The following is a 12,160-nucleotide window of genomic DNA, read 5'->3' as shown; positions in this document are numbered from 1 at the left end:
ATTATGATAAATACCCAAATAATCAGGCTTTTTCTTAAAAAAATCTACTCAGTTTTAGTTTAGAATCGTCAAAGGTATTGCCAGACCAGTGCTCTGAAATAACCAAAGCTGCTCCTAAAGCTGAAGCTTGGGCAACTTCTGAAGCATAAATTTCTGAGTTAAAAAATGCTTCTGAAAGGAGGTTCATGAAAATGGGATTTTTCGAAAATCCACCATCCACAAATATTTTTTTCGGTGTGTTTTTTCCAAAAACCAATTTCGTAGAGGCTACTTGTTGGGCTACCAAGTCCATAATGAACTGATGATAAGCTTGTTCGAAGGTCTTGAATTGGTTGAGATTTCTTTCCACAAAAGGGCATTCACGTAATTGGCCCAAATCTGTTTTATCTGGTGTGGCCTGTGTATGTGTTTTTCTTAAGGCTTGAATGACTTTGTAGTCAAACTTTACATTTTTATAGTAGTCTGAGTCCACTTCAAAATAGCTAGAAAGGTGTTTTATTTGTCTTTCGTGTTCGTTACCAGAAAATAAACGAGACGCTCTCACGGATTTACCTTCATAGCTTAAGAAGTTGAGACAATCGCTTTCAAGTTCACGTCGGCTCAATGGTTCCTCATTAAATGGATTTATACTAATGCACCAAGTGCCCGTAGAAATAAGTACAAATGGCTCTTTGATGGTTTTCAGGTAGGGGACCAAGGCCGAGGAGCTATCATGGATTCCTGGCCCGATGGGTATTCCGTCCTTAATAGCCACTTGATTGGCTGAAACAGATGGTAAAAGTCCTGATTCAAGGTGTTCGTTTTCTAGCCAATGGTGATAGGCTTGCTTGGTGAAATCCCACATAGCGGTGTGGCAGCCCACACTAGTAAACTCTGACTGCGGTATTTGGCTGAAGACAAAACTCAAATATTGGGGTAAATGAAGGCTGTATTTGGTGTTTTTAAAAACCTCTGTTTTTTTGTATTTCAACCAGTACAATTGCATACCTGAGTTGAGCATTCCAAGGTCAGGCGATGCGGTGTCACTAAAAAAAGTGACCAATGGCCCATATTTCTCTTCGAATGTCTTCTTGAGTTCCTTCGGGAAAGACTTTAAATAGTTGTATAATGGGGCTATTGGGTTGCCTTGGTGATCTAAATGAACCAAACTTGCCCCGTAACCCGAAAAGTTAAGTCCTTTAATGCTAAAGTCAGGGTTGTTTTTTAATAACTCAAACTCCGATTTTAGCCAGTTGGTTAGAGAAAACAAGTCATCGCACGCCTCACCGTCGTCATCAAGTATTTCAGGAAATGAAGTTTGTTTTTCATAAACTACTTCATAACTTTCGTTGAAGGCCAATATTTTTTTATTGGTTTTGCCGATATCAAATACAACACAAATGTTCTGCATACAATTTTTAGACTTTCTTTCAATAACACCACAAGGTACAAAAATGCTAAAAACTATTTTTTATAGTCACCTTGTCTCTCGTGTTTTATGGATAAATGTTTTTCTTTCTGTAAAACTCTTCGAAGCCTTCGAAAATTTTGTGAAAATAATCAAAGAAATTTAATACAAACGGGCATCGAAATATTTATTTCTTTTCCTGTGTTTTTTAGTATGCCCGTTGTGGCATTTCTTTCGAATATTACGATGTTGTCGGTGTTTTGGTTAGCCACGAACAGATATTTACCATCTGGAGAAATTCCGAAATTTCTTGGTACTTTTCCACCGACTGGTGTTTGGCTTAATTGCTTCAATTTCCCAGTTTTTGGATTTATAGAAAAGGTTACAATGGTATCATAAAACCTATTAGAGCCATAAAGAAATTTTCCATCAGGCGAAATATGTATATCTGCACAGGCATTATTGACTGTCGAGCCTTCAGGCAAGGTGCTTACTTCTTCCAGTGTTTTTAGCAGGCCATTTTTGTAGGAAAATAAGGTTACTTTGCCAGTAAGTTCTTGAATGACATAAGCGTAGGGCAAAGTCGGATGAAAGGTAAAATGTCGAGGACCAGAACCAGCTGATAATTTTATTCTTTGAACTTCTTTTAGTTTACCTATTTTGACATCGAAAGCATAGTTTACCACCTCATCAATACCTAAATCTGCCACAAATAGGTTTTTGTTATCTGGCGAAATATTTACGGAGTGTACATGCGGTTTTTCTTGTCGATCTTTATTTGGGCCTGCTCCATAATGCTGAATAATTTGGGTTGGTTCGCCAACAGTGCCATTGGTTTTTATAGGCAAAACCCCCAAACTTCCGCCGGTATAGTTTCCTGTAAAAATCCATTCTCCGGTTTTATCCAAAGCTATATGACAAGGATGTGCTCCGCCGGAGTTTACAATGTTTGAATGCCTAAACTCTCCGGTGGTTTGATTAAATTTTAAAGCTTGTACACTTCCACCATCTGTTTCACAAACCGTGTAAATGTTTTTTTTGTCTTTAGATATGTCTAAAAACGATGGATTATCTATTTTGTCTGAGTGGCTAACTATGGTTGATTTCAGAGAATTCTTGTCAACCGTCACATAATAAACTCCCTCTGAGGTTTTCTGTGTGTATGTTCCAACCAATATTTTGTAGGTATCGCTTTTTTGAGCTTGAACCTGACCCAAACACAGTAGTGTCAAAGTCATTATACCGAGTGCTTTTTTCATTTATTTTAAGGTCTCGTTTAGTTTTTTCTTAATAATAGAAGCCCAGACATCGTATCCTTTTTGGGTTTGATGCAGTTTATCAGCAATAAAATACTCGTCAATTGGCAAACCGTCGGAACCTAAATACTGAGCTTCGGTTTCTACAAATTGGAGATTCTTTTTGGTTTTGCAATAAGCTTGGATCAAGGCATTGGCCTCTCTTATCTGTGGCCAAGCATTCCAACGAGACTTGGTGGGCGTGAAAGCCACGAAATAGATAGGCTGATTCTTGTATTTTTTTCTAACGATTTTTTCTAGGGTTTTAAACATTCCCAATACTTCTCTGGGAGTTTTATCGTCTTTTCCTCCAGTGATGTCGTTAGCTACATAAACCACTAAAGCTTTGAATTGATGCGGATAAATGATGCGTTTGGCATAAACCAACAAATCTGTAAACTTAGCACCGCCATAACCACGCTGAATGGCTGGGTATGGAGCCATGTCTTTGTCAATATTTTTCCAAAGTCTGATACTTGAGCTTCCAATGTATAAAATGGCATTCTCGGGGTCTTTTTCGGCCTTGTCTTTGGCTTCCAGTTTCTGTATTTCTGGTTCCCAGCTTTTTGCTGCTTCCTGAAACTTGCGGATAGGGGAGCAGGAGAGAAGGATAGAAGTGAATGCTATAAAAAGAAGATTCTTCATAATTTGGGAAAGGTTGAATTTGAACCGCAATTTAGGAAGAATTTCGGTAAATCATTTATGGCTAATTCGGTATTTTAGTATCTATCCAATTAAAATGCCTCGCCTACCGTGGCGTAAAAATTGCCGGTTGTGTAAGGAGAAAGTGCGTAATCAAGTCGCAAATTCAGATGATTCTTGGTGGCTATTCGTAAGCCAAGCCCATAGGTGAATTTTGGATATTTAAATCTTAAGAGATCATTCTGATTCCCCAAAAACGCCGCAGAACCAAAACCAACTACCCCAAACATTTTCCAGACTTCTTGTCTGATTTCGGTCTGTAAAATCATGGCATTTTTGTCTCTAAAATAACCTTCGTAGATGCCACGCATTCTTTGCTGTCCGCCCAAATAGGCCAGTTGATTAAAAGGCACGTCGCCGACATTAAACTGAGAGAATAATTGTTTGGCCAATACAGTCTTCGGAGTCAAGCTGTTATAATGTGCGATGTCAAGGCTAATTTTCGTAAATTCTCGATTTGCACCAAATATTTTAGATGAAGGAACCACGTAGAATTCTCCAAAAACACCTTTTCTGGGATAAAATACTGCATCTCTGGTATCTCTTAAGACCGATAAACCAACGCCAAGTGTTCTTGATTGATCACTTCCGTTGATTTTTCCAGTTTCTAACTCACCGCCGGGTAAGGTGCCGGTGACCTTGTAGTCCTCGAAATTGAGCCTAAGTCCCACATAGGTTGATTTCCGAACCTGTTTTGCGGCCAATAGCCTTACTCTGAAATAGTCCGTGTCGTATTTTTCGTCAGGGACTCTATTTTCGCCAATGCCAGAGTAGAGATAATTAAATCTGTACCAACCGTTTTCAGAGAAGAAATAATATTTGTCGTTGTTGGTGAAAATTTTAAAAGGGAAAAACACCAAAATCTGTTTGTTTTGGGTAAATGTTGTTCCGAAGGTTATTTGCGAGGGTTTGGCACCCAGCGAATCTTTGGCAAATGAAAAACTTGCCGCACCTGCCACGCCGCCACCCCAGCGGGTTTCTGGAAGGCGAAAAACAACCGGTAAAACCACGATGCTTTTATCACGAAATATTTTTTGTGTTGAATCCTTTTGCCCGAAGCTGTAAGTGCAAATTAAAATCAGTAGAACAATCAGGAATTTTGGCTTTTTCATCAATGCTTTTCTTTGGCGATTATGCAAATTTGGTAATAAATACGGACTGAAATTGTTTTAAGGACGACACTTCCACAAAAAAAAAGATAAATATCAATTGAATAGAATTATTTTTGTGTCTAATACTCGAAAAAAACATAAATGCAAACTCTGAAAATATACAATTCGCTTACCAGACAGAAAGAAGTTTTTGAACCCATCGTACCCAAACACGTGGGTATGTATGTTTGTGGTCCTACTGTTTACAACTTTGTACATCTGGGAAATGTTCGCACCTTTATGACTTTCGATGTGCTTTATAGGTACTTAATTCATATTGGATATAAAGTAAGATACGTTAGAAACATCACTGATGTGGGTCATTTGGTAGGGGACGGTGACGAAGGAGAGGACAAGATTGGAAAAATGGCCAAGTTGGAGCAATTGGAACCCATGGAAATTGTACAACGTTACACCAATGACTTTCACGATGTTTTGAAGTTGTTTAATTTTCTTCCTCCAAGTATTGAGCCATCGGCCACCGGTCATATGGTGGAGCAAATAGAAGCCGTTAGAGATTTGATAAATAAAGGATTGGCTTATGAAGCCAATGGTTCGGTGTATTTTGATATCAATAAATACAATGAGTCAGGTAATAATTACGGAAAGCTTTCTGGAAGAATTTTGGAAGATTTGTTGAACGAAACCCGTGAATTGGACGGACAAGCTGAAAAACGTAATCCACTGGATTTTGCGGTATGGAAAAAGGCTGCTCCAGAGCATATTATGCAATGGCCTAGTCCTTGGGGAATGGGATTTCCAGGCTGGCACTTGGAGTGTACTTGTATGAGTGCCAAATATTTGGGTAAACAATTTGATATTCATGGCGGAGGAATGGACTTGAAATTCCCACATCATGAATGTGAAATAGCACAAGGAACTGGCCTAACAGGTGTGGAACCTGTGAAATATTGGATGCATTCTAATATGCTCACGGTTAATGGACAAAAAATGTCTAAATCCTTGGGGAACAGCTTTTTGCCTGCTGAATTAATCACCGGCAATCATCCTCTTTTGGAGCAAGCTTATAGCCCAATGACCGTTCGTTTCTTTATGTTACAGTCGCAGTATCGTTCTACTTTGGATTTTTCGAACGATGCACTCAAGGCAGCTCAAAAAGGCTATAGAAGATTGATTAATGGTTTGAGAGTTTCTAAAAATCTTGAATTTGTGGCGAATGATGAGGTTGTTATTGATGAAAAAAAGAAGGCTGAAATTGAGAAATCCATTGAGGGTTTTTATGAAGCATTAAATGATGATTTAAATACTGCAGTAGCTATTGCTCAATTGTTTACGTTGCTGAAATACGTGAATATGATCTACATGAATCAGCTTCAGCCAGCGGCTATTGGAGAAGATACTTTTGAAAAATTAAAGGCCAAATTTGTTGACTTTATTGAGAATATTTTGGGTCTTGAAGAAGAAAAACCGACTAATGACGAAGCAGTTATCCAAGGAATGTTAGAACTCTATCGTGACCACAAAGCCAAACAAGAATACGATAAAGTAGACCAAATCAGGACTTATTTCAAAGCCAACAGCATGAGCATCAAAGATATGAAGCACAAGATTGATTGGGCTTGGGAGGAGTAGGAAAAGGGAAATGGAAAAGTTTCAAAATTGGTAGTTGAATTTTTTTTATTAAATTTGGTTGACAATCAACATTCGATATGATAATAGAAAAGAATAATACGGACGTTCCTACTACTCTTGCCGAATTTGAGATTTGGGAAGCGGAAGATGGGTTTAAATATGAATGGAATGATGGCGAACTTATAAAATTCGTAGGAATGAATAAACACCAACTTTACATTTACAATACTTTGCTTGATTTGTTCATTTTGAAAGGTTATAATTTATCTGGAATTTTGGTCAGTGAATTTGATACTAAATTGTCAGGGATACAATTGAGAAGGCCAGATATTGCTTATTTGACAAAGAATCAAGTACAATTGGGGAAAAATGGAGAAGATGTTATTCCTGAATTTATCATAGAGATTATTTCAGGCACTGATAATATCAACAAAGTAGAAGAAAAGATAACAGAATATTTCAAATCGGGTGTAAAAGTAGTTTGGAATATTATGCCAGAGCAGCAATTGGTTTATGTCTATACTTCAAGAAAATCTGTCAAAATCTGTAATGAAAATGATATTTGTTCAGCAAGTCCAGTTTTAAATGAATTCGAAATTTCGGTTAAATCAATTTTTCAATAATTTATCATCATTTTACTTCCTAAAAACCTAGTCAACGCCCTAAAAAACTTATAACCTATGCAAAACCTCATTGGCCTCCTTGGAGTGGTACTTATTCTCGTAGTAGCATTTTTGCTTTCAAATAATCGCAAAGCCATTAATTACCGCACAGTTGGTGTGGGGCTGTTTCTCCAGCTGCTTTTGGGATTGTTTATTTTGAAAACCACTATTGGAAAAGAACTTTTCTCCACTTTGGGCAGATGGGTGACTCGCATTATTGACTTTTCCAACGACGGAGCCATGTTTGTTTTTGGTCCATTGGCTCAAAATGACCTCGTGGCTAAGGCATTTGGTGGAGGTGGTTTTATTTTCTTTTTTAAGATCATTCCAACTATCATTTTTGTGGCAGTTTTGGTAAATATTTTCTATTATTTTGGTATCATTCAGTTTGTGGTGAAGTGGTTGGCTATTGGTATGAAAAAAATCATGAACATAAGCGGTGCGGAAGCTCTTTCTAATATTGCTAGTACGTTTGTCGGTCAAGTAGAGGCACAAATCATGATAAAGCCTTACTTGAAAGGCATGACCAATTCTGAGCTGACAGCCTCGATGGCAGGAAGTTATGCTTGTATTGCAGGTGGGGTAATGGCTACATACATACAGTTTGGAGTAAAAGCCGAATATCTAATTGCTGCAAGTATAATGGCTGCTCCGGGGGCTTTGGCTATTGCCAAAATCATGTTTCCTGAGACAGAAGAGTCCGAAACAAAAGGAGAGGTTTCTTTAAAAGTAAAAAAGGAACATACCAATTTCATAGACGCCGTATCAGCTGGTTGTTCAGACGGACTAAAAGTGGGTTTGAATGTATTGGCTATGTTAATAGGTTTTCTTGCCTTGATAGCTTTGATTAACTTTTTATTGGGTAAAATCGGTGGTTTGGTTGCAATGCCAACCTTGAGTTTAGACTTGATTTTGGGTTATCTTTTCGCTGGATTTGCTTGGGCCATGGGTGTTCCTTCAGCTGAGATTGTACAAGCCGGATCGTTGATGGGTACCAAATTAGCGGCCAACGAATTTGTAGCATATCTTAACCTAAAGGGAATGATGGAAGCTGGAGCTTTATCTCCGAAAACCATAGCTATTGTTAGTTTCGCACTTTGTGGTTTTGCCAATTTCGGCTCTTTGGGAATTCAAATAGGTGGAATATCTGCTTTGGAGCCTTCTAGAAGGGAAGATTTGACGAAAGTGGCCGTTAGAGCCTTGATTGCTGGAACTTTAGCTAGTTACATGTCTGCTACCATTGCTGGGTTATTGTTTTAATACTGTCGATTCAAATACCTCCAAAATCTTGTTTCGTCGGTTACATATTTACCCGATTCTATGAATCTCACTGTGCCATTATCGTTGAGATTTAGAAGATTTAAACCAGCCAAAGTGTTTTTGAGATGCCGAGAAGTCCCCTCGTTGCCATCTACGGGATGTAAAGTCGGGAAGTTATCTTGAATTAGTTTTTCGAAATAAGTAAAATGTGTACAGCCCAATACTACATATTTATAGTTTTCTAAATCAAACTTTGAGAATTCTTTTTTGAGATATTCCAAAACCTCAGGACTTTCAAATTGCTCGTTTTCAGCAAATTCTACCAGACCAGGGAGTGGAAGTCTGTCTACCAAATGGTTGATATCGAGTGAATTGATGAGGTGTTCGAATCTATCCGCTTTTAATGTAACAGGTGTAGCACAGGCCAAGATTCTTTTGTTTTCGGTATTGTTATCAAATGCCACCTTTACAGCTGGTTGAATAGCAATTATTGGAAAGTCGTACTTTTCTCTTAGGAATTCTATGGTCACATTGGTGGCTGTGTTGCAAGCCAAAACTATTGCTTTACAGCCCTCATTTCTCAAGAAAACCACTGCTTTTTCTACATATTCTTTGATTTGATCGGTGGTTTTGTAAGAATAAGGTACGTTTTCAGTATCGGCAAAATACAAGAAATTTTCATGAGGCAGGGTGTGCATCATTTCTTTGAGTAGCGTAAGGCCACCAATGCCCGAATCAAAAACTCCAATCATGTTGTAAAATTAAGACTAAGCCATTCATTTTTGTATTTTCTTTTGAATTTAAACTCAATTAGTACAGCTTAATATTGTATTCTTTGAATATGGCATCGTCAGAGCCGATTATGAGGTTTTCAGTGATGGCTTGTGTGATAATTATTCTATCAAATGGGTCTTTATGATGAAATGGTAGGTTACTAAGAACAATTAGATTCTGAAATGAAATGGGCAAAATAGTAAAATCATTTCTTTCCACAAAAGCGAAAAACTCAATTATATCACCTTTTAAATCTAATTTTCCAATGTTTACTTTAATAGCAATTTCCCAAAGAGTAGCGATACTTAAATAAATGGTATTTTCAGTATCGAGTATTACGTTTTTTGACTTTTGGTCGAGTTTTGAATCACCAGCATAAAACCAAAGTAATGTGTGTGTATCTATTAATAAATCCATGTTCACATGTAGTCCTTGAAGTCTTCCAAAGGAGCATCGAAGTCCTCGCTTATTTTTATTTTACCTTTCCCAATACCAAATTCTCTTTGTTTTTTCTTGGATAAATTCTCTTGCTTGGCTTTTAATAATTCTATGAATGCCAAAACCTCACTTTGTAAATTATGAGGTAATTTTCCTATTTCACGACCTAATTCTATAGCTTCCATTTTTCTGAATTTATTGTCAATATTAGATATTAATTTTAAACTTTCAAAAATATTATATCATCTTACGCCCAACCTTTCTTCTTTTTCAATGGTTTTTTCTTTTGAAAAACATCTTCTTTCGGTTTTGTTTCGAACTGTTTTTTATGGTCGAAATTTGGTTTTTGAGACATTACAGTAGTCGATTTTTTCTGAAGTTCCTCTACTTTTTTAACCTCGTTATTGTGTGGTTTTATCGGGCTCAAAAGTTTTGCTGCCAGTTCTTTATGTCCGAGTTTTAATAAACGACTCTTTATCCAGCCTTTTACTTCTGGCTTGTACCAGAAGAAATATTTGTTCTGCGTCAGTTTTTCTTCTTTGGTTTTGGCAGTATGTATCGGTTGTAAGGTGTATGGATGCACGCCGGTGTAGTAAATCACCTCAGCTACTGTCATTGGTGTGGGAGTGAAGTCTTGTACTTGTTCCAATTTAAAACCCAAATCCTTGGTTTCAGCTGCCAAATTGGCCATGTCAGCTTCTTCACAGCCTGGGTGCGAACTGATGAAATACGGAATCAATGGCTGTTTCAGGCCGTGTTTTTCTTGTATTTTGTCGTATTTGTCTTTGAATTTTCTGAAATATTTAAAACCTGGCTTACGCATAACTCTAAGTGTTGCATCGGAAGTATGCTCTGGTGCTACTTTCAGTCTGCCCGAAACGTGGCGAGTGACCAACTGCTCCATGTATTCGTCATGGTTGCCGTCTTGATTGTTTTTGTTGAAATCGTCCACCAAGAGGTCATACCTTACGCCTGAACCCACAAATGCTTTTTTGATTTCAGGATGGGCATCTACTTTTTGGTAAAGTTTGGTCAGTGGCTTGTGAGAAGTGTCTAGATTCGAGCATATTACGGGGTGAATACAACTCGGAGCTTGGCAACGATTACAAATAGATTCATCTTTGCCTTTCATTCGATACATGTTGGCCGATGGACCACCTAGATCGGAAATGTACCCCTTAAACTCAGGGTGTTGGGTCAGAGCATCCACTTCTTTCATGATAGATTCCTCCGAACGAGATGCTATAAACTTGCCTTGGTGGGCCGAAATGGTACAAAAACTGCAACCACCAAAACACCCACGGTGCATATTGATGGAGAATTTGATCATTTCATAAGCCGGAATGGTGCCACGTTTGGCGTATTTAGGATGTGGCATGCGGGTATAAGGCAAATCAAACGATTTATCCATTTCTTCCTCATCCATGGTTTTGTATGGCGGGTTGATAACCAAAGTTTTATTGCCCACTTTTTGCACTATCCTATTGGCTTGCCATTTGTTCGATTCTACTTCTACTATCTTGAAATTGGAGGCATATTTTATTTTATCTTCCAAACAAACCTCATGACTGGCCAATTCTACAGTCTCCCAGTTTTTGTAATCTTTTACGTCTTCAAGTCCCTCTTCTAGGAATGCAATTTGATTGACATCTTTGATGGCATTTAACGGCACACCTTTCTTGACCAACCTCAATAAATCCCGTAAAGGCTGCTCTCCCATACCATAAACCAACATATCGGCCTCAGAATCTACCAATATTGAAGGTAGAAGTTTATCCTCCCAATAGTCGTAGTGGGTAACTCTTCTAAGTGAAGCTTCAATGCCTCCTATCAGAACAGGTACGTCTGGGTATATTTCTTTTAAAATCTTGCTATAAACCGTGGTGGCGTAATCAGGCCTGAAACCCGCTTCTCCGCCTGGTGTGTAACTGTCGTTAGAGCGGCGGCGTTTATTAGCGGTGTAGTGATTCACCATTGAATCCATACAGCCGGCAGTAACCCCGAAAAAATATTTGGGTTTACCCAATTTTTTGAAATCGCGAAGGTCATCTTTCCAGTTGGGTTGGGGAATAATAGCTACCTTAAAGCCTTCACTTTCAATAATTCTACCGATAACAGCCGTGCCAAACGAGGGATGGTCAACATAGGCATCGCCGGAGATGATGATGACGTCTAGCTCATCCCAGCCCCTCATTTCTACTTCTTTTTTAGTTATTGGCAGCCAATGTGTTACTGGCCTTTCTCTTACTGTTATCATAATGCAAAATTAACAGATAAATGAATAAGAAAGTTTAAATAGTTTTTTTGTGCAAATTGTTTCTTCTTTTTTGAATAGAATTTTCAAAAAATTGATATTTCATAATTTGGAAGCATCATATAGACGCTTCCAATTTTTTGATTCTTAATTTTTGACTTGTGGCCAATTTGATTTTCATCCTAATTCTTTTTTCAGACTCTTCAATATCGGTATTATACTCGATATCGGTAATCAGCATTTGAATTTCTTTCAATACTTCCATTGCAGCTTTAAATTCCTTTTGAATTTCGAGCAACTTCATTCTATTGAATAAAATCTCGACCTTGTTGGTACCTTTTAGCTTCAACGAAAATGCGATGAGTTTTTCAGCTTCCTTATAATCCTCATTTAGTATTAAAGTTTTAATAAAAAACGGATAAATGTGCAAGGCATTGATATCTGTAGCCAATGCCTGTTGAAAGTAACTAATGGCTACCTCATAATTCATAAATTGCTCTGATTGAACGCGAGCGTACAAACACAATGCACTTGTGTTATTTTCGTCATGAGCTAAAGCAAATTCTAAAGATTCGATGGTCGATTCTAGCCAATGCGGATATGCATCCAGAGCCTGACCTAAATATTTGTCTACTGTATTCATT

At 37.8% G+C, this 12,160-nt stretch carries 12 protein-coding genes; 3 read left to right on the top strand and 9 right to left on the bottom strand.

Annotated elements, in window-relative coordinates; translation table 11 throughout:
• Positions 1-34: 34 nt before the first annotated feature.
• The 4 genes from EGI31_RS23745 to EGI31_RS23730 form a co-directional block, all read right to left on the bottom strand.
• Positions 35-1,390 (bottom strand): FGGY-family carbohydrate kinase, encoded by a 1,356-nt coding sequence (locus EGI31_RS23745; protein ID WP_255039688.1) that lies wholly within the window; start codon positions 1,388-1,390, stop codon positions 35-37.
• 149 nt (positions 1,391-1,539) lie between these two features.
• Entirely contained in the window at positions 1,540-2,646 is a 1,107-nt protein-coding gene (locus EGI31_RS23740; protein WP_255039687.1) for a lactonase family protein, read from the bottom strand.
• Positions 2,647-3,327: an SGNH/GDSL hydrolase family protein gene (locus EGI31_RS23735; protein WP_255039686.1), complete on the bottom strand. Its 681-nt coding sequence runs from the start codon at positions 3,325-3,327 to the stop codon at positions 2,647-2,649.
• An 89-nt stretch (positions 3,328-3,416) separates the two neighbouring features.
• A complete protein-coding gene (locus tag EGI31_RS23730) occupies positions 3,417-4,496 on the bottom strand; it encodes a BamA/TamA family outer membrane protein (protein ID WP_255039685.1) in 1,080 nt (359 codons plus the stop codon).
• 141 nt (positions 4,497-4,637) lie between these two features.
• Between EGI31_RS23730 and cysS the strand changes: the two genes are divergently transcribed.
• The 3 genes from cysS (at position 4,638) to EGI31_RS23715 (ending at position 8,050) form a co-directional block, all read left to right on the top strand.
• On the top strand, positions 4,638-6,128 hold the full coding sequence (gene cysS / locus EGI31_RS23725) for a cysteine--tRNA ligase (RefSeq protein WP_255039684.1): 1,491 nt from the start codon (positions 4,638-4,640) through the stop codon (positions 6,126-6,128).
• Between the two features lie 77 nt (positions 6,129-6,205).
• Entirely contained in the window at positions 6,206-6,751 is a 546-nt protein-coding gene (locus tag EGI31_RS23720) for a Uma2 family endonuclease (protein WP_255039683.1), read from the top strand.
• Positions 6,752-6,808: 57 nt separating this feature from the next.
• On the top strand, positions 6,809-8,050 hold the full coding sequence (locus tag EGI31_RS23715) for a NupC/NupG family nucleoside CNT transporter (protein WP_255039682.1): 1,242 nt from the start codon (positions 6,809-6,811) through the stop codon (positions 8,048-8,050).
• On the opposite strand, the gene murI is transcribed toward EGI31_RS23715, so the two are convergent.
• The 5 genes from murI to EGI31_RS23690 all read right to left on the bottom strand — a co-directional run bounded on the left by murI (position 8,047) and on the right by EGI31_RS23690 (position 12,159).
• Entirely contained in the window at positions 8,047-8,802 is a 756-nt protein-coding gene (gene murI, locus EGI31_RS23710) for a glutamate racemase (RefSeq protein ID WP_255039681.1), read from the bottom strand. The two genes, EGI31_RS23715 and murI, sit on opposite strands and share 4 nt — an antisense overlap.
• Before the next feature lie 58 nt (positions 8,803-8,860).
• Positions 8,861-9,241, bottom strand: a complete 381-nt coding sequence (locus EGI31_RS23705; protein ID WP_255039680.1) for a type II toxin-antitoxin system VapC family toxin — start codon at positions 9,239-9,241, stop codon at positions 8,861-8,863.
• A gap of 2 nt (positions 9,242-9,243) precedes the next feature.
• On the bottom strand, positions 9,244-9,447 hold the full coding sequence (gene vapB / locus EGI31_RS23700) for a type II toxin-antitoxin system VapB family antitoxin (protein WP_255039679.1): 204 nt from the start codon (positions 9,445-9,447) through the stop codon (positions 9,244-9,246).
• A 62-nt stretch (positions 9,448-9,509) separates the two neighbouring features.
• Positions 9,510-11,519 (bottom strand): YgiQ family radical SAM protein, encoded by a 2,010-nt coding sequence (locus EGI31_RS23695; RefSeq protein WP_255039678.1) that lies wholly within the window; start codon positions 11,517-11,519, stop codon positions 9,510-9,512.
• A gap of 115 nt (positions 11,520-11,634) precedes the next feature.
• Positions 11,635-12,159, bottom strand: a complete 525-nt coding sequence (locus EGI31_RS23690) for a tetratricopeptide repeat protein (RefSeq protein WP_255039677.1) — start codon at positions 12,157-12,159, stop codon at positions 11,635-11,637.
• Position 12,160 lies beyond the last annotated feature (1 nt).

This window comes from Lacihabitans soyangensis (genome assembly GCF_024343775.1).
GTDB lineage: Bacteria > Bacteroidota > Bacteroidia > Cytophagales > Spirosomataceae > Leadbetterella > Leadbetterella soyangensis.
Note: the sequence above shows the minus strand (reverse complement) of the source record. Positions and strands in the feature narration are given on the sequence as shown.

Excerpts from the sequence above, each read along its gene's own strand:
- EGI31_RS23745 (WP_255039688.1), bottom strand. The coding sequence starts at position 1,390 with ATGCAGAACATTTGTGTTGTATTTGATATCGGCAAAACCAATAAAAAA.
- EGI31_RS23690 (WP_255039677.1), bottom strand. The coding sequence starts at position 12,159 with ATGAATACAGTAGACAAATATTTAGGTCAGGCTCTGGATGCATATCCG.
- EGI31_RS23735 (WP_255039686.1), bottom strand. The coding sequence starts at position 3,327 with ATGAAGAATCTTCTTTTTATAGCATTCACTTCTATCCTTCTCTCCTGC.
- EGI31_RS23720 (WP_255039683.1), top strand. The coding sequence starts at position 6,206 with ATGATAATAGAAAAGAATAATACGGACGTTCCTACTACTCTTGCCGAA.
- EGI31_RS23740 (WP_255039687.1), bottom strand. The coding sequence starts at position 2,646 with ATGAAAAAAGCACTCGGTATAATGACTTTGACACTACTGTGTTTGGGT.
- cysS (WP_255039684.1), top strand. The coding sequence starts at position 4,638 with ATGCAAACTCTGAAAATATACAATTCGCTTACCAGACAGAAAGAAGTT.
- EGI31_RS23705 (WP_255039680.1), bottom strand. The coding sequence starts at position 9,241 with ATGGATTTATTAATAGATACACACACATTACTTTGGTTTTATGCTGGT.
- murI (WP_255039681.1), bottom strand. The coding sequence starts at position 8,802 with ATGATTGGAGTTTTTGATTCGGGCATTGGTGGCCTTACGCTACTCAAA.
- vapB (WP_255039679.1), bottom strand. The coding sequence starts at position 9,447 with ATGGAAGCTATAGAATTAGGTCGTGAAATAGGAAAATTACCTCATAAT.
- EGI31_RS23695 (WP_255039678.1), bottom strand. The coding sequence starts at position 11,519 with ATGATAACAGTAAGAGAAAGGCCAGTAACACATTGGCTGCCAATAACT.
- EGI31_RS23730 (WP_255039685.1), bottom strand. The coding sequence starts at position 4,496 with ATGAAAAAGCCAAAATTCCTGATTGTTCTACTGATTTTAATTTGCACT.
- EGI31_RS23715 (WP_255039682.1), top strand. The coding sequence starts at position 6,809 with ATGCAAAACCTCATTGGCCTCCTTGGAGTGGTACTTATTCTCGTAGTA.